The 17,685-nt window shown below is 71.7% G+C and carries 14 protein-coding genes; 12 read left to right on the top strand and 2 right to left on the bottom strand.

Annotated elements, in window-relative coordinates:
• The first annotated feature begins 98 nt into the window (after positions 1-98).
• The gene (locus ACFVH0_RS07520; protein ID WP_206433395.1) at positions 99-857 is read left to right on the top strand and encodes a polysaccharide deacetylase family protein; all 759 of its coding nucleotides are present in this window, start codon (positions 99-101) and stop codon (positions 855-857) included.
• Between the two features lie 298 nt (positions 858-1,155).
• Here the strand turns inward: ACFVH0_RS07520 and lon are convergent, their stop codons facing one another.
• Entirely contained in the window at positions 1,156-3,588 is a 2,433-nt protein-coding gene (gene lon / locus ACFVH0_RS07515; RefSeq protein ID WP_385818612.1) for an endopeptidase La, read from the bottom strand.
• A gap of 244 nt (positions 3,589-3,832) precedes the next feature.
• On the opposite strand from lon, the gene ACFVH0_RS07510 reads away from it, so the two are divergent.
• Positions 3,833-4,477, top strand: a complete 645-nt coding sequence (locus tag ACFVH0_RS07510; RefSeq protein ID WP_385818830.1) for a DNA alkylation repair protein — start codon at positions 3,833-3,835, stop codon at positions 4,475-4,477.
• Positions 4,478-4,586: 109 nt separating this feature from the next.
• A complete protein-coding gene (locus ACFVH0_RS07505) occupies positions 4,587-5,426 on the top strand; it encodes a nucleotidyltransferase (protein ID WP_385818611.1) in 840 nt (279 codons plus the stop codon).
• Here ACFVH0_RS07505 and ACFVH0_RS07500 read toward each other — a convergent pair.
• On the bottom strand, positions 5,353-6,216 hold the full coding sequence (locus tag ACFVH0_RS07500; protein ID WP_385818610.1) for a rhomboid-like protein: 864 nt from the start codon (positions 6,214-6,216) through the stop codon (positions 5,353-5,355). The two genes, ACFVH0_RS07505 and ACFVH0_RS07500, sit on opposite strands and share 74 nt — an antisense overlap.
• A 136-nt stretch (positions 6,217-6,352) precedes the next feature.
• Between ACFVH0_RS07500 and ACFVH0_RS07495 the strand changes: the two genes are divergently transcribed.
• The 9 genes from ACFVH0_RS07495 to ACFVH0_RS07455 all read left to right on the top strand — a co-directional run bounded on the left by ACFVH0_RS07495 (position 6,353) and on the right by ACFVH0_RS07455 (position 17,635).
• Positions 6,353-6,958: an RNA polymerase sigma factor gene (locus tag ACFVH0_RS07495; protein WP_385818609.1), complete on the top strand. Its 606-nt coding sequence runs from the start codon at positions 6,353-6,355 to the stop codon at positions 6,956-6,958.
• Positions 6,955-8,004, top strand: coding sequence for a zf-HC2 domain-containing protein (locus ACFVH0_RS07490; RefSeq protein WP_385818607.1), 1,050 nt, complete (start codon positions 6,955-6,957; stop codon positions 8,002-8,004). The genes ACFVH0_RS07495 and ACFVH0_RS07490 overlap by 4 nt, the downstream gene beginning before the upstream one ends.
• Positions 8,005-8,014: 10 nt before the next feature.
• Positions 8,015-8,818, top strand: a complete 804-nt coding sequence (locus ACFVH0_RS07485) for an ABC transporter ATP-binding protein (protein ID WP_385818605.1) — start codon at positions 8,015-8,017, stop codon at positions 8,816-8,818.
• Positions 8,815-10,116 carry a hypothetical protein gene (locus ACFVH0_RS07480; protein WP_385818604.1) on the top strand — a complete coding sequence of 434 codons (1,302 nt, stop codon included), beginning with the start codon at positions 8,815-8,817 and terminating at the stop codon, positions 10,114-10,116. Before ACFVH0_RS07485 ends, ACFVH0_RS07480 begins: the two co-directional genes overlap by 4 nt.
• Positions 10,113-10,718 carry a hypothetical protein gene (locus ACFVH0_RS07475; protein WP_385818603.1) on the top strand — a complete coding sequence of 202 codons (606 nt, stop codon included), beginning with the start codon at positions 10,113-10,115 and terminating at the stop codon, positions 10,716-10,718. Before ACFVH0_RS07480 ends, ACFVH0_RS07475 begins: the two co-directional genes overlap by 4 nt.
• Positions 10,719-10,832: 114 nt before the next feature.
• A complete protein-coding gene (locus ACFVH0_RS07470) occupies positions 10,833-11,537 on the top strand; it encodes a spermidine synthase (RefSeq protein ID WP_385818601.1) in 705 nt (234 codons plus the stop codon).
• 223 nt (positions 11,538-11,760) lie between these two features.
• Positions 11,761-12,498, top strand: coding sequence for a response regulator transcription factor (locus ACFVH0_RS07465; protein ID WP_014154105.1), 738 nt, complete (start codon positions 11,761-11,763; stop codon positions 12,496-12,498).
• Entirely contained in the window at positions 12,495-13,571 is a 1,077-nt protein-coding gene (locus tag ACFVH0_RS07460) for an ATP-binding protein (protein ID WP_385818599.1), read from the top strand. Before ACFVH0_RS07465 ends, ACFVH0_RS07460 begins: the two co-directional genes overlap by 4 nt.
• 257 nt (positions 13,572-13,828) lie before the next feature.
• A complete protein-coding gene (locus tag ACFVH0_RS07455; protein WP_385818597.1) occupies positions 13,829-17,635 on the top strand; it encodes a multifunctional oxoglutarate decarboxylase/oxoglutarate dehydrogenase thiamine pyrophosphate-binding subunit/dihydrolipoyllysine-residue succinyltransferase subunit in 3,807 nt (1,268 codons plus the stop codon).
• Positions 17,636-17,685: the final 50 nt, after the last annotated feature.

Raw genomic sequence — 17,685 nt, 5'->3', positions numbered from 1 at the left:
TATGCACCCGGTGTATACACCGTATGTATAGTCCTCCCTGCCGCACACCGTGCGCCCTGTACAGCTGTTCAGCAACGGAGGAGTGACCCGCCTTGTCCATGAAGACGAAGTCGATCGGTACGGGGTTGGCCGCCGCCCTTGTGACGGCGCTCACCCTCACGCTGAGCGGGTGCTCCATGCAGACCACCGCGCCCGCCTCGGCCCGAGGTGACGCCGGTTCCGACGCCAAGGGCTCCTTCGGCCCGGTGGACTGCCGCAAGGCGAAGTGCATAGCGCTGACCTTCGACGCGGGGCCGGGCGAGGACACCCCGCACCTGCTGGACATACTCAAGGAGAAGAAGGTCCACGCGACCTTCTTCCTGCTGGGCAAGAACCACGTCAAGAAGCACCCCGACACCGTGCGCAGGCTCGCCGCCGAAGGGCACGAGGTGGCCAACCACACGTGGACGCACCAGGTCCTGACGGACCGGAAGCCTGCCGAGATACGGGCCGAGCTGGAGAAGACGCAGAACGCGATAGCGGACATCACCGGCAAGAAGCCGCGCCTGATGCGCCCGCCGCAGGGCCGCACCGACGACACCGTCTCGGACATCAGCAAGGACCTGGGGCTCTCCCAGATCCTGTGGAGCGCCACGGCGAAGGACTACTCCACGACCGACTCGGCGCTGATCAAGAAGCGCATCCTGGACCAGGCGAGCAAGGACGGCGTCATCCTGCTGCACGACATCTACAAGGGCACGGTGCCCGCGGTGCCGGGCATCATCGACGAGCTGAAGAAACAGGGCTACACCTTCGTCACCGTCCCCCAGCTGATGGCTCCCGCCGAGCCGGTCCCGGGGACCATCTACCGCCCCTGAGCCGTCAGCGGAGAACCGGAGGACCCCCGGCGCGCGGCGCGCGGTGCGCCGGGGGTCCGGTCGTTCCGGGCGGTCTTCGGCCGTCAGCCGCAGATGCCCGCGGGCCGCTCCCGGGTCTCCAGGTCGGTCCAGCCGGTGGTGCCGTCGATCCACACCACCCGCCGGCCGCCGCGTACGACTGCCCGCCGCGGTTGCAGGAGACCCGCCGGACGCGGAACGGCCCGCCCACCCGTTGCCGGGAAGGCGGGCCGTCCGTACCGGTCGCGTACGTGGTGCCACGTCCGTCACGCCGTGGCGGCTACGCCGCGGCCGGGATCCTCTCCTCGGGCCGGGACGCGGAGGCCGGGGCCAGGGCGATCTCCAGGACCTGCCTGACATCGGTCACCGGGTGGACCTCCAGCGTGTCCAGGACCTCGGCGGGGACGTCGTCCAGGTCGGCCTCGTTCCGCTTAGGGATCACCACGGTGGTGATCCCGGCGCGGTGTGCGGCCAGCAGCTTCTGCTTCAGGCCGCCGATCGGCAGCACCCGCCCGGTCAGCGAGACCTCACCGGTCATCGCCACGTCCGTACGGACCAGCCGTCCGGAGAGCAGCGAGGCCAGCGCCGTCGTCATGGTGATGCCGGCGCTCGGGCCGTCCTTCGGGACCGCGCCCGCCGGGAAGTGGATGTGCACGCCGCGGTCCTTCAGGTCCGCGACCGGCAGCTCCAGCTCCGCGCCGTGCGACCGCAGGAAGCTCAGCGCGATCTGCGCGGACTCCTTCATGACGTCGCCGAGCTGGCCGGTGAGCGTCAGTCCGGACGCCCCGGTCTCCGGGTCGGCCAGCGACGCCTCCACGAACAGCACGTCGCCGCCCGCGCCGGTCACCGCGAGTCCGGTGGCCACACCGGGCACCGAGGTCCGGCGCTCGGCCGGGTCCTGGGCGGACTCGGGGACGTGGTGAGGCCGTCCGATCAGACCGCGCAGATCCGCCTCGGTGACCGTGAACGGGAGTTCCCGGTCGCCCAGTTCGTGCTGGGCCGCGACCTTGCGGAGCAGCCGGGCGACGGCCCGCTCCAGGTTGCGTACGCCCGCCTCGCGGGTGTATTCGCCGGCCAGCTTGCGCAGCGCGGACTCGTCGAGCGTCACCTCGTCCTTCTCCAGACCGGCCCGCTCCAGCTGGCGCGGGAGCAGGTGGTCCCGGGCGATGACGACCTTCTCGTCCTCGGTGTAGCCGTCGAGCCTGACCAGCTCCATGCGGTCGAGCAGGGCCTCCGGGATGGCTTCGAGCACATTGGCCGTGGCCAGGAAGACGACGTCGCTGAGGTCGAGTTCGACCTCCAGGTAGTGGTCGCGGAAGGTGTGGTTCTGCGCCGGGTCGAGGACTTCGAGGAGGGCGGCGGCCGGGTCGCCCCGGAAGTCGGAGCCGACCTTGTCGATCTCGTCGAGCAGGACGACCGGGTTCATCGAACCGGCCTCCTTGATGGCCCGGACGATACGGCCGGGCAGGGCGCCGACGTACGTACGCCGGTGGCCCCGGATCTCCGCCTCGTCCCGCACACCGCCGAGGGCGACGCGGACGAACTTGCGGCCCATGGCGTGCGCGACGGACTCACCGAGCGAGGTCTTGCCCACGCCCGGAGGGCCCACCAGCGCCAGCACGGCACCGCCGCGCCGCCCGCCGACCACGCCGAGCCCCCGCTCGGAGCGTCGCTTGCGCACGGCCAGGTACTCGGTGATGCGTTCCTTCACGTCCTGCAGGCCCGCGTGCTCGGCGTCGAGCACCTCCTGGGCGCCGCGGATGTCGTAGGCGTCCTCGGTCCGTTCGGTCCACGGCAGTTCGAGGACGGTGTCCAGCCAGGTCCTGATCCAGGAGCCCTCGGGGCTCTGGTCGGAGGAGCGTTCCAGCTTGTCGACCTCCTTGAGCGCGGCCTCACGGACGTGCTCGGGAAGGTCGGCTGCCTCGACGCGCGCCCGGTAGTCGTCGGACTCCTCCGCGCCGGAACCGGAACCGCCGTTCAGCTCGGAGAGCTCCTTGCGCACGGCTTCGAGCTGGCGCCGCAGCAGGAACTCGCGCTGCTGCTTGTCGACCCCCTCCTGGACGTCCTTGGCGATGGACTCGGCGACGTCCTGCTCGGCGAGGTGTTCGCCGAGCCACTGGATGGCGAGCTTCAGCCGGGCGACCGCGTCCACGGTCTCCAGAAGCTGCACCTTCTGGGCGGTGGTGAGGAAGGGCGAGTAACCGGAATTGTCGGCGAGCGCGGAGATGTCCTCGATCTGCTGGACCCGGTCCACGACCTGCCAGGCGCCGCGCTTCTTCAGCCAGCTGGTGGCGAGCGCCTTGTACTCCTTGACCAGCTCGGCGGCGGCCCCGGGAAGCGGCTCGGGAACGACCGCGTCGACCCGTGTCCCCTCCACCCAGAGCGCGGCACCCGGTCCGCTGGTCCCTGCCCCGATCCGCACCCGGCCCCGGCCGCGGATGAGCGCGCCCGGATCCCCGTCCGAAAGCCGCCCGACCTGCTCGACGGTGCCGATGACACCGGTGCCGGTGTACGTGCCGTCGATCCGCGGCACAAGAAGCACCTCGGGCTTGCCGCCACCGTCACGGGCCGCGGCCTGTGCGGCCTCCACGGCGGCACGTACATCGGTGTCGGACAGGTCCAGAGGCACCACCATCCCGGGCAGCACGACCTCGTCGTCGAGCGGCAGCACGGGCAGGGCGAGCGGAGTGACCGCATTGGAATCGGTAGCCATGATCTCCCCTTCGGCAGTCAAGTTGAGCTATGCAGACTCAATGCTCCTGAGCCGCCCATTGTTCCCCGGGGCGTGTTCGCTGTGAGCGATCGCACGGGCCCCGGTGCCCGGAACGGCCGGCCTGCCACCCGTCGCCCGCCGCCCATCACCCAGGACCGACAACCGTGGGACGTACGCTGGAATTTCGTGCGGGAAGGCTCGACGGACAGGAGCCGGGGTGACCGGGACGACGGTGGCGCAGGTCATGGCCGAGTTGGCGGTGCTCGACGACCCGAAGACACGCAGGGTGAACGAGAAGCGCGGCGACGATCACGGGGTGAACCTCGGCAAACTGCGCGCGCTCGCGAAGCGGCTCAAGACGCAGCCGGAGCTCGCGGGCGAGCTCTGGGCGACGGACGACACCGCGGCCAGGCTCCTGGCCGTCCTGATCTGCCGTCCCAAGGCCTTCGGGCGCGACGAGCTGGACGCCATGGTGCGTGAGACGCGCGCCCCCAAGGTGCACGACTGGCTCGTGAACTACGTGGTGAAGAAGAACCCGCACTGCGAAGAACTGCGCCTCGCCTGGTCCGCGGATCCGGATCCGGTGGTCGCGAGCGCCGGCTGGGCGCTGACCACCGAGCGGGTGGCGAAGAAGCCCGAGGGTCTCGACCTCCCAGGGCTGCTCGATGTCATCGAGGCCGGCATGAAGGACGCCCCGGACCGTCTGCAGTGGGCGATGAACCACTGCCTGGCGCAGATCGGGATCGAGCACGCCGAGTACCGCGCCCGCGCGATCGACATCGGCGAGCGCCTGGAAGTGCTCAAGGACTACCCGACTCCCCCGAACTGCACGTCTCCGTTCGCACCGGTCTGGATCGCCGAGCTGGTGCGCCGCAGGCAGGAGAGCTGAGCCCGGGGCCCTGCCCCGTACCCCCCGTCGGCCTCGGCCGGCCCCGCCCGCCGCGCCGCCGGCGCGAAAATCGTTCGGCCCGTCCCGGAAATGCGGGCAGAGTGCGCCCATGGACGACGACGGCAGTGGCCCCGTATATCCCCGAGGGCTGAACGAGGACGGGACGATCCGGCGGGAGGGCTCGCTGAGCCGGGTGCCGGCGGCGTTCGCCCCCGTGGTGGCGGCCGCCCGGTCCCGGATCACCGGGGCGTTCGACGGTACGCGGCTGCACAGCGCATACGTCTACGGCAGCATTCCGCGCGGCACGGCCGTTCCCGGTGTCTCCGATCTGGACCTGCTGCTGGTGCTGCGTACCCGGCCCACCGGGGCCGACGAGGCGGCGACCCGTGCCGTCGAAGCGGATCTGGACGCCGCGTTCGGCCAGATCGACGGTGTCGGCGCCCTCCTCACCAGTACCGACGCCGTCACCAGTGAGCTCGAACGGCACGACCTCGGCTTCTTCGTCGCCTGTCTCTGCACCCCGCTGCTGGGCGAGGATCTCGCCGAGCGGTTGCCGCACTACCGCCCGACCCCGCTGCTCGCCCGCGAGACCAACGGGGACCTGGTGCTCTCGCTGCCCCGCTGGCGACGCAGGGCCGCCGAGGCGACCACGGACGCCGAACGCCGCAACCTCAGCCGGGGCGCCGCCCGCCGGATCGTCCGGTCCGGCTTCACGCTGGTCATGCCGCGGTGGCAGGGCTGGACCAGCGACCTGGCCGAGTCCGCCGAGGTGTTCGCCCGCTACTACCCGGACCACCCGGAGCGGATCGAGCAGATGCGGCTCGCCGCGCGCACCGGCCGCAGTCCCTCCGCCGATCCGGCCGTCCTCAGCACGCTCATCGAGGACCTCGCGCCCTGGCTGGCGGCCGAGTACCTCGCGGTGCACGGCGAGAAGGCACCACGCCCCTGATCACCTCGCCCCTGGCCGCCACTCCCCTGGTCACCGCTTCCCCGACCGCACCGGCCCGGCGCAGCAGGGGACGGCAGGCGACGCCGAGCAGCAGCGCCAGCGGATGGCCCCAGTCGGTGAGCGGGCTGCTCAGGTCGACCAGGTCGATCGCCAGCATCACGCCCAGCCCGCCGAGCACCAGGGTCCGCACCAGTGGGGTGAACAGCCAGGTGACCGCTCCCACGCTCGCCATCAGCCCGAAGCTGATGCCGTAGTCGAGGCGGTGCAGCGACGATTCCGGCAGATGCCCGGCGACCACGGAGAGCCCGACCGGGATCTCCGTGGCGAGCGTGGCCACGACATGGCCGAGCACGAACACCGCGGCGGTCCGCCATCCTCCGATGCGGCGTTCCAGTGCGGTCAGTACGAGGGCGAGGACGAAGACCACCGGGGAGGTGAGTCCGCCGACCACCCACAGGGCGCTGGCTGCCAGGACGAGCAGCGGGGCCTCGCCGAGGTGCGCGACGTCCGTGCTCGATTCGCGCAGCACGGCGGCGACGGTGGCGGGATCGGCGAACTCCATGAACAGGGACGTGGCGACCAGCACCAGCAGGTACCCGAAGGTGAACGGCGTGCCGGTGGGTGTCGGCAGCAGCCGCGGCCATCGGCGGGCCGCGCGGACCCGAGGCGGTGATGGGGCGGCCGGGCCCGGGGCGGCGGGACGGCCCGGGCCCGGCTGGCGCGGGATGGCGTCGAGCAGCGGAGCCGCGAAGGTTTTTTCGCGGACCGCCCTGTCCGTACGCTGATGCACCGCGTGAGGCCCCTTTCCATGACAAGCCCCCCGAAGCAACGTCCCACCTTCTTTGATCTTCCTCCGCGGCGTCTATGGCGTGAGCCACAGACGGCGCCCGTGAACCGGCCCGGGTCCGTTGCCCGATAGAAGAGGTGTGAAGCTGTTGCGCCCCTCGGGGGAGGACCCGAACGACGACGACGCCCTGCTGCGTGCCGTCGCGCAGGGGGATACGGAGGCCCTGGCGACGCTCTACGACCGGCACGCCGGCTGGCTGCTGGCCCGGCTGAGCAGGCGCTGCGCGGATGCCGAGACCGTACGGGAGGTCCTTCAGGACACCTTCGTGACGGTCTGGCGCTCCGCGGCGTCGCACCGCGGTGCCAGGGTCGGCGGCTGGTTGTGGGTGATCGCCTCGCGCCGGCTGGTGGATGCCCAGCGGATCCATGCCCGTACCGATCTCGCCCAGCGGGCCGAGCGGACCGGGAGCAACGAGTGGGCCGCCACCGCGCCGTCCGCCGAGGAGCGGGTGCTCGCCGGTCTGGAGTACGGGGACGTGGGCGCCGCGCTCGACCGGATCTCGCCCGAGCTGCGGGAGGTCCTGCGCGCCACGGTCATCGACGGGCTGACGACCCGCGAGACGGCCCGGCTCCTCGGCATACCCGAGGGCACGGTCAAGACCCGGGCGATGCGGGCCCGACGCGAGCTGCGGGCCGCGCTGGAACTGTCGGCCCCTGCGGCCGGGCCGCTGGGAGGAACGGCATGACCACGATGGGAGCCACCGGCATGCCCCGCTGGCACGTGAGTGAGGAGCTGGCCGAGCGGTACGCCGCCGGTTCGGTGCCGGAGACGGACGCCTGGTCCGTGGAGAAGCACGTGGAGACGTGCGGGGGGTGCGCTGCCCGGATCTCGACGGCGGTACGGGTACGCCCGGAGGCGGGGGCGGTGCTGGACGGGGTGCGCGCGGGGGTGCTGGCCGCGGTGACGGCGGAAAGGGCACCCGCGAGGGGAGCGGTCCGGGTGACGGCCCCGCTCACCACGGCAGCGGAGGGCACGCCCGCCGAAGGACCGGTGCACGTGACGGCCCCGGTGCAGGTGGCGGCCCCGCACACCGCGGCAGCGGACAGTGCACCCGCGAGGGAACCGGTCCGCGGTGCTCCGTTCCGCTTTCCCGGGGCGGCCCCCCGTACCGGGCGGTTGCTGTGGGCCGCCGGGCCCGCGCTGCGCGGGTCGTGGCTGGTGGCGTTGGTGCTGGTGGCCGTCGGGGCCGTCGCGCTGGCGTACGGGGCCGGGGCCGGGGAGACGGTCCGCCCGCTGCTCCTCGTCGTCGCGCCGGTGCTGCCGCTCGCCGGGGTCGGCCTCTCCTACGGCCGGCACGCGGACCCGATGCACGAGATCACCGCCGCCACCCCGTCCGGCGGGCTCCGGCTGCTGCTGACCAGGACCGCCGCGGTACTCGCCGTGAGCATCCCGGCGCTCACGCTCGCCGGGGCGGCGCTGCCCTCGTCCGCCGGGTGGCCCGGCGCGGCGGCCTGGCTGCTGCCCGGGCTCGCGATGACGCTGGCGGCGCTCGCCCTCGGCTCGTACGTCGGCTGCCGCACCGGCGCCACGTCCATCGCCGTGGCCTGGGCGGCCGCCGTCGTCCTGCCCGCCTTCGCCGCGTCACCCCCGGCCGCCCTCGCGGCGGCGACCGGGGCCGCCCGGTACTTCGCGGGCCCCGCCGCACAGGCCGGCTGGGCGGCGGGTGCGCTGGTGTGCGCCGCGCTGCTCGCCGTACGCCGTAGATCCTTCGACCATCTGGAGACGTTGTGAGCGTGAACGCATGAACGGCACCGAGGCCATGAACACGGTCGAGGTCGGGGCACTGACCGTCCGGCACCGCAGGACGACCGCGCTCGACGCCGTCGACCTCGATTTCGCGCCCGGTGTGCACGGGCTGCTCGGGCCGAACGGGGCGGGCAAGACCTCGCTGATCCGGGTGCTCGCCACCGTCGCCGCGCCCTCCGGCGGCCGGGTGGTACTGCTCGGCAGCGAGGTCGGCGCCGGGTCGGACCACCGCAGCCGGGCGGCGGTCCGGCGCAGGCTCGGCTATCTGCCGCAGGAGTTCGGCTACTACCCGGGCTTCACGGTCCGCGAGTTCGTCTCCTACGTGGCCTGGCTCAAGGAGATGGACCCGGCGGCGGTCCCGGCGGCCGTGGAACGCGCGGTGGACCGGGTGGGACTGGCGGACCGGATCGACGCCCGGGTGAAGACCCTGTCGGGCGGCATGGTGCGGCGCGTCGGCATCGCCCAGGCGATCGTCAACTCCCCGGACCTGCTGCTGCTCGACGAGCCGACCGCCGGCCTCGACCCGGAGCAGCGGGTCCAATTCCGGGCGCTGATACGGGAGCTGGGCCGCTCCACCACCGTGATCGTCTCGACCCATCTGGTCGAGGACGTCGCCGCGGCCTGCACCGGTGTCACGCTGATCGAGGCGGGCCGGATCGCGTACCGGGGTACGACGCGGGAGCTGACGGAGCTGGGCGACGCCGGGGACGGCGGCGCGGAGCAGCCGGACGGCAACCCGATCGAGCGCGGCTACACCCGCGCGCTGCGGGCGCACCGGGCGGGGGCGGGGAGCCGATGACTGCCTCGGTCACGTCCGGGAAGACCACGGCCCACAGCCCCCTGCGGACCGAGCTGCGGCGCGGGATCGCCCCGTGGACCGGTCTCGCCGTCGCCGCCACCCTTCTCGTTCCGCTCTGGAGCAAGGCGGCGCAGTGGCAGGGGAGCTGGGGCGAGACCCAGTCCCAGCTGCACGCGGCGGCGGCGCTGCTCGGCGGCCCGCTCGTCGCCGCGGCCGCCTGCTGGCAGGGCGGCCGGGAGCACCGCCGGCGCACCGCCGAACTGCTGCTCTCGGTCCCCCGCAGCCGGCTCGCGCAGGCGACGACGGCCGCGGCGCCGATCGCGCTGTGGGCGGCGGCCGGGTATCTGCTCGCGCTGGCCGTGGTGTTCGCGGCGACGGCTCCGTACACCGGGGCGGGCGGGCCGTCCCTCTCGGTCGTCGTCACGGATCTCGGTCTCCTGCTGTCCGTCGCCTTCATCGGCTTCGTGGTCGGGCGGCTGGTGCGGTGGCGGCTGATCGCCCCGGTACTCGCGGCCGCTCTCTACGTGCTCCTGGGTGCCCCGGGCTATATGGAGGCGGACGTCCGGTTCCTGAGCCCCGCCGAGCAGTACCCGCTCGACGGGTCCGTCCCGGTGTGGTGGTTCGCGCCGGTCCTGGTGGCCTGGACGGGCGGCATCGCCGCCACCGCGCTGCTCGTGTACGCGGCCCGGCGGCGCCTGCTGGCCGTCGTGCCCCTCGCTCTGGTGGTCGCGGCGGGGGCGGTGATCGTGCACACGGGGTCCGGTCTGTTCCGGGACGACCCGGCCGTGCAGCACCGGGTCTGCTCGGCGGCCGCACCCGGCACGCCGCAGCTCTGTGTGCGGGCGTCCGACGCTCCGCTGCTGCCCCGGATGTCCGAGGCCCTGTCGGGAATGTTCTCGCGGCTGGCGGGAGTGCCGGGCGCACCGGTCAGATACGTCACCCCGGAGGTCGACCCGAAGGACGGCGAGGCTTCCCTCGGGTACGTGGTGCGCGGCTGGGGCATCACACGGAACGAGCTGACCGATCCCCACGCCTATCTCGCGAACACCGCCCTGACCCTGGTGAACCGCGACTGCCCGGAGCCACGGAAGCAGGTCGGTGGCAAGGAGGCCGAGCGGGTGGAGCGCACGGACGACGCGGTGCGCAGCTGGCTGGCCGACGAGGAATCGCCGTGGTTCCCGGACTCGCGCCACCTCGCCCGCCTCAAGGCCATGCCGGACGCCGGCCGCAAGGTCTGGCTCGGCCGCTATCTGGCCACCCGGAAGAGCTGCACGCCCGCGGAGGTCCCGGCCCTGTGAGCATCCAGCCGCTCCTCTATGTCCGCTCCCGCGCCCTCCCCCTCACCGCCGCCACCCTGATCGGCATCGCCCTCGTCGCCGCCCGGGCCGCCGACTGGCTTCAGGACCAGCCGTACTTCGACCACACCGCCCGTGTCCCGGTCGTCGTGCTGGCCCCGCTGCTCGCCTCCTCGGCGATCGGTACCAGCCTGCACTCGCACAGCGACGAGCTGGACCGGACCGCCGTACGCCGCTGGTGGCCGCGCAGGCTGCTGCATCTGCTGGCGCTGACCGCGGTGACGGCCGGGGCGCTCGCGGCGGCGGTCCCGGGGCACCCGGAGGAGTTCGGTGTACCGGCCATGGTGCGCAATGTGCTCGGCGCGACGGGGGTGGCCGCGGCCTCCGCCGCCCTGATAGGTGCCCGGCTGAGCTGGCTGCCGATGACGGTCTACGGCGGCGCCGTCTACCTGGCGGCGCCCCGCGCCCCGGGCGGCGCGGGGGCGGTGTGGGCGTGGCCGATGCAGCCGGGCCCCCAGGGTGCGGCGTGGGCGGTGGCCATGACGGCGTACGTGGCCGGGGCCGCACTCCTGGTGGTGCGCGGCGTACGCCCGGAGCGCGGTTGATCGCCCGTCCCCCGCCCGGCACTCGGGGCGGATCCGGCAATCCGCTGGCACCGGGCCGCGCCGACCGGACAGGATGGCGGGGAGACTGCCCGCCATCCGCCGGAGACCCGCACCATGCCCGACATCCACCGCTCCGACATCTTCGCCCCCGCCCCCTCCCCCGTCACGCTCGACCGCCGCGAAGGCCCGTACGGCGAGGTCGTGCTGCGGGAACGGGGTGACGACTTCGAGATCATCGCCAACGGCTGCTTCCTGATGGACACCTCCGACGGGCGCTCCGAGCGGCTGCTGATCGACGCGGCGCTGGCCGCGCTGCCGCCCGGCCGGACCGCTCCGTCGGTGCTCATCGGGGGTCTCGGTGTCGGCTTCTCGCTGGTCCGGGCCGCCGCCGAGCCGAAGTGGGGACGGATCGTCGTGGCCGAGCGGGAGCAGGCGATCGTGGACTGGCATCTTCGGGGGCCGCTGGGCTCGATCTCCGGCGCGGCGCTCGCCGACCCGCGGACCGGGATCCTGACGACGGATCTGGTCGAGTACCTGCGTACGACTACGGACCGTTACGACGCTCTGTGCCTGGACATCGACAACGGACCGGACTGGACCGTCACCGAGGACAACACCGGTCTGTACTCCCCGGCCGGTCTGGCGGACTGCCGGGAGCGGCTGACGCCGGGCGGCGTTCTCGCAGTGTGGTCCGCGCAGCCGTCCGCCGACTTCGAACAGGCCTTGCGGAATGCCGGATTTGATGGAGTAAGGACCGAAGAAGTCAGCGTTGCCCGAGGTGTGCCCGACGTGGTGCATCTCGCACTTCGGACAACCTGAGATCCCCCTCCGGGTATCCCCGGCCCCCGGAAGTCCGGGGGCCAAGCGTCACAAGACCGACACTCCGCCACCTCTTCGCGTCCGAGCCGTTACACCCTGCGTAGCCGAGAACAGTCCGCTGCCTTTACGCTGCTGACCGGTAACGGGATCACCCACGAAATCCACAAGCGAAGACCGTGCGTCCGGGGGAATGGCCCCCGTGAGAACGGGCAGGGGCGGGGCGATGGAACAGACACACACCACCCACAACGGTGTCGCGGCCACCCCGGGCGCGCAGCGCCGGGTGCTGGTGGTCGAGGACGACGCCACGATCGTCGATGCCATTTCCGCCCGGCTGCGGGCCGAGGGCTTTCTGGTGCAGACCGCACTCGACGGCCCTGCGGCGGTGGACGCGGCCGAGGCGTGGCAGCCCGATCTGATGGTGCTCGACATCATGCTTCCCGGCTTCGACGGCCTGGAGGTCTGCCGCCGGGTGCAGGCCCAGCGGCCGGTGCCGGTGCTGATGCTGACCGCGAGGGACGACGAGACGGACATGCTGGTCGGCCTCGGAGTGGGCGCCGACGACTACATGACCAAGCCGTTCTCGATGCGCGAGCTGGCGGCCCGGGTCCACGTCCTGCTGCGCCGGGTCGAGCGCGCGGCGCTGGCCGCGGTGACGCCGCGCAGCGGGATACTGCGCCTCGGCGAGCTGGAGATCGATCACGCGCAGCGCCGGGTCCGGGTCCGCGCCGACGACGTCCACCTCACGCCGACCGAGTTCGACCTGCTGGTCTGTCTGGCCAACACCCCGCGGGCGGTGCTCTCCCGGGAGCAGCTGCTGGCCGAGGTCTGGGACTGGGCGGACGCCTCCGGCACCCGTACGGTCGACAGCCACATCAAGGCGCTGCGCCGGAAGATCGGCGCGGAGCGGATCCGTACCGTGCACGGAGTCGGCTACGCCCTGGAGACACCGGCTCCATGACCCGGCCCGGTTCCGGACTGCGTCCCTTCTCGGTCAAGGCCAAGATGAGCACGCTCGTCGTGGTCTCGGTCTTCATCACCACCGGGCTGCTGATGGTGGCCGTGCGCACCAGGACCGAGCTGCGGTTCATCACGGTGTTCTCGGTGATCGCGACCCTGCTCATAACCCAGTTCGTCGCGCACGGTCTGACCTCGCCGCTGGACGAGATGACGACGGTGGCCCGGTCGATCTCGCACGGCGACTACACCAGACGGGTGAGCGGCGCCGACCGGCGTGACGAACTCGGTGACCTGGCCCAGACGATCAACCGCATGGCGGACGATCTGGAGGCCGTGGACCGGCACCGCAAGGAGCTGGTCGCCAATGTGTCGCACGAGTTGCGAACACCCATCGCGGCGCTGAGAGCCGTGCTGGAGAACGTCGTGGACGGGGTGTCCTCGGCCGATCCCGAGACGATGCGCACGGCGCTGAAACAGACGGAGCGGCTCGGCAGGCTGGTGGAGACCCTGCTGGACCTGTCCCGGCTGGACAACGGGGTGGTCACGCTCAAGGCCCGCCGTTTCGAGGTGTGGCCCTATCTGTCGGGCGTGCTCAAGGAGGCGAACCTCGCCGCCGGGCACCGCCGGCTGTCGTCCGGTTCCGGGAACCACACCCGCAAGGACGTGCATCTGCACCTGGACGTGTCGCCACCGGAGCTGACCGCGCACGCGGACGCCGAGCGGCTGCACCAGGTGGTGGCCAATCTGATCGACAACGCCGTCAAGCACAGCCCGCCGCACGGCCGGGTCACGGTGCTGGCCCGGCGCGGGACCACGCCGGAGTCCCTGACGCTCGAAGTGCTGGACGAGGGGCCGGGCATCCCGGAGTCCGAGCGGCACCGGGTCTTCGAGCGCTTCAACCGCGGCGAGGTGCCCTCCCCGCACGGCCCGGGCAGCGACGGCGGTACGGGCCTCGGCCTGGCGATCGCCCGCTGGGCGGTTGATCTGCACGGCGGACGCATCGGCGTGGCCGAATCCGTACGCGGCTGCCGCATTCAGGTCACTCTTCCGGGGATCCCTCAGCAGCGAGGTTGACATAGGGTTCGAACCGGAAGGGCACGTTCTGCGTGTTCCGTTCAAGGGGTGCGGCCCAGTGGGCCGTAGCCGTGGTCCGACATACCCAAAACAAAGCGGAACCGTGCTTGTTTCCCGCCAATTCCTGCACCGAAACCCGCCTTCCGATGTGACTTGCGCGACGAAGACCGGCCCGGCCTGCGTGGAACGGCTGGGGAGGCGTAGCCTTGATTTCCGCTGTCCATCACCTTGTGAAGCGGAAGAGGGCGGTTGCCGCCGTGTCGTCTCAGTCCCCCAGTAACTCGAGCATCTCGACCGACCAAGCCAGCCCGGGTTCGAACCCGGCCGCTGCTTTCGGGCCCAATGAGTGGCTCGTCGACGAGATCTACCAGCAGTACCTCCAGGATCCCAATTCGGTCGATCGCGCCTGGTGGGACTTCTTCGCCGACTACAAGCCGGGTACGTCCGGCACGGCGGACAAGCCCGTTCCCGGCGCTCCGGCCGCCCCGGCCGCGGTGACCCCGGCCGCGCCCGCACCGGCCACCCCGGCCAAGGCCGCACCCGCCCCGGCCCCCGCGGCTCCGGCCCCCGCACAGGCCGCGCCCGCCGCCGCTGCCCCGGCAGCCCCGGCGAAGGCCGCTCCGGCCCCGGCCGTGAAGGCCGCCGAGCCCGCCCCGGCCAAGGCCGCGGCCGCGCCGGCCACCGAGGCCCCGGCCGGTCCCGAGTACGTGACGCTGCGTGGCCCCTCGGCCGCCGTCGCGAAGAACATGAACGCCTCGCTGGAGCTGCCGACGGCCACGTCCGTCCGCGCCGTCCCGGTGAAGCTGCTCTTCGACAACCGCATCGTCATCAACAACCACCTCAAGCGCGCCCGGGGCGGGAAGATCTCCTTCACGCACCTCATCGGGTACGCGATGGTGCAGGCCCTCAAGGCCATGCCGGCGATGAACCACTCCTTCGCGCTGAAGGACGGCAAGCCGACCCTGGTCAAGCCCGAGCACGTGAACCTCGGTCTCGCCATCGACCTGGTGAAGCCGAACGGTGACCGCCAGCTGGTCGTCGCGGCCATCAAGAAGGCCGAGACGCTCAACTTCTTCGAGTTCTGGCAGGCCTACGAGGACATCGTCCGCCGCGCCCGCAACGGCAAGCTCGGCATGGACGACTTCACCGGCGTCACCGCCTCGCTGACCAACCCCGGCGGCATCGGCACCGTCCACTCGGTGCCCCGCCTGATGCCCGGTCAGGGCCTCATCATGGGCGTCGGCGCGATGGACTACCCGGCCGAGTTCCAGGGCACCTCCCAGGACACCCTGAACAAGCTGGGCATCTCCAAGGTCATGACGCTGACCTCGACGTACGACCACCGGGTCATCCAGGGTGCCGCCTCCGGCGAGTTCCTGCGGATCGTCTCCCAGCTGCTGCTCGGCGAGAACGAGTTCTACGACGAGATCTTCAAGTCGCTGCGCATCCCGTACGAGCCGGTCCGCTGGCTGACGGACATCGACGCCTCGCACGACAACGACGTGACCAAGGCCGCGCGGGTCTTCGAGCTGATCCACTCCTACCGGGTCCGCGGCCACGTCATGGCCGACACCGACCCGCTGGAGTACCGCCAGCGCAAGCACCCCGACCTGGACATCACCGAGCACGGCCTCACCCTGTGGGACCTGGAGCGGGACTTCGCGGTCGGCGGTTTCGCCGGCAAGTCGATGATGAAGCTCCGCGACATCCTCGGTGTGCTGCGTGAGTCGTACTGCCGCACCACCGGCATCGAGTTCATGCACATCCAGGACCCGAAGCAGCGCAAGTGGCTCCAGGACCGGGTGGAGCGCCCGCGCGCCCAGCAGCCCGAGCGCGAGGAGCAGCTGCGGATCCTGCGCCGGCTGAACGCGGCCGAGGCGTTCGAGACGTTCCTGCAGACCAAGTACGTCGGCCAGAAGCGGTTCTCGCTGGAGGGCGGCGAGTCCGTCATCCCGCTGCTCGACGCGGTCATCGACTCCGCCGCCGAGGCCCGCCTCGACGAGGTCGTCATCGGCATGGCCCACCGCGGCCGGCTCAACGTCCTCGCCAACATCGTGGGCAAGTCGTACGCCCAGATCTTCCGCGAGTTCGAGGGCAACCTCGACCCCCGGTCGATGCACGGTTCCGGCGACGTCAAGTACCACCTGGGCGCCGAGGGCACCTTCACCGGTCTGGACGGCGAGCAGATCAAGGTCTCGCTGGCCGCCAACCCCTCGCACCTGGAGGCGGTCGACCCGGTTCTGGAGGGCATCGCCCGCGCCAAGCAGGACATCATCAACAAGGGCGGCACGGACTTCACCGTCCTGCCGATCGCGCTCCACGGCGACGCGGCCTTCGCGGGCCAGGGCGTCGTCGCCGAGACGCTCAACATGTCGCAGCTGCGCGGCTACCGCACCGGCGGCACCGTGCACGTGGTGATCAACAACCAGGTCGGCTTCACCGCCGCCCCGGAGTCCTCGCGCTCCTCGATGTACGCCACCGACGTGGCGCGCATGATCGAGGCGCCGATCATCCACGTCAACGGCGACGACCCCGAGGCCGTCGTCCGGGTCGCGCGGCTCGCCTTCGAGTTCCGCCAGGCGTTCAACAAGGACGTCGTGATCGACCTCATCTGCTACCGCCGCCGCGGTCACAACGAGGGCGACAACCCGGAGTTCACCAACCCGCAGATGTACACCCTGATCGACAAGAAGCGCTCGGTGCGCAAGCTCTACACCGAGTCCCTCATCGGTCGCGGCGACATCACGCTGGAAGAGGCGGAGCAGGCGCTCCAGGACTTCCAGGGCCAGCTGGAGAAGGTCTTCGCGGAGGTCCGCGAGGCCACCTCGCTGCCGGCCCCGGCGCACACCCCCGAGGTCCAGCCGGAGTTCCCGGTCTCCGTGACCACGGCGATCTCCCCGGAGGTCGTGAAGGTCATCGCCGAGTCCCAGGTCAACATCCCCGACCGGATCACCGTCCACCCCCGCCTGATGCCGCAGATGCAGCGCCGCGCGGCCTCGGTGGAGAACGGCACGATCGACTGGGGCATGGGCGAGACCCTGGCCATCGGTTCGCTGCTGATGGAGGGCACCCCGGTCCGGCTCGCCGGCCAGGACACCCGCCGCGGCACCTTCGGCCAGCGGCACGCGGTCCTCGTCGACCAGGTGACCGGCGAGGACTACACCCCGCTGCTCTACCTCTCCGACGACCAGGCCCGTTACAACGTCTACGACTCGCTGCTCAGCGAGTACGCGGCGATGGGCTTCGAGTACGGCTACTCGCTGGCCCGTCCGGAGTCGCTGGTCGTCTGGGAAGCCCAGTTCGGTGACTTCGTCAACGGCGCGCAGACCGTCGTGGACGAGTTCATCTCCTCGGCCGAGCAGAAGTGGGGCCAGACCTCCGGCGTCACGCTGCTGCTGCCGCACGGCTACGAGGGCCAGGGCCCGGACCACTCGTCCGCCCGCCCCGAGCGCTTCCTCACGCTGTGCGCGCAGAACAACATGACGGTCGCCATGCCGACCCTGCCGTCGAACTACTTCCACCTCCTGCGGTGGCAGGTGCACAACCCGCACCACAAGCCGCTGATCGTCTTCACCCCGAAGTCGATGCTCCGTCTCAAGGCGGCCGCGTCGAAGGTGGAGGAGTTCACCACCGGCGGCTTCCGCCCGGTGATCGGCGACGACACGGTGAACCCGGGCGACGTCCGCAAGGTCGTCTTCTGCGCCGGCAAGGTCTACTACGACCTTGAGGCCGAGCGCACGAAGCGCGGCGTCACGGACACCGCGATCATCCGTCTGGAGCGCCTGTACCCGCTGCCGGGTGCCGAGCTCCAGGCCGAGATCGCCAAGTACCCGAACGCCGAGAAGTACCTCTGGACCCAGGAGGAGCCGGCCAACCAGGGCGCCTGGCCGTTCATCGCCCTGAACCTGATCGACCACCTGGACCTGGCCGTCGGCGCGGACGTCCCGCACGGCGAGCGCCTGCGCCGCATCTCGCGCCCGCACAGCTCGTCCCCGGCGGTCGGCTCGGCCAAGCGCCACCAGGCCGAGCAGGCACAGCTGGTCGCCGAGGTCTTCGAGGCCTGACCCGCTGCTGTACGAACCGAAGGGCCCGGCCCCCGCGAGCAATTCGCGGG

The sequence above is a fragment of the Streptomyces sp. NPDC127117 genome (genome assembly GCF_042677325.1).
Lineage (GTDB): Bacteria > Actinomycetota > Actinomycetes > Streptomycetales > Streptomycetaceae > Streptomyces.
Note: the sequence above shows the minus strand (reverse complement) of the source record. Positions and strands in the feature narration are given on the sequence as shown.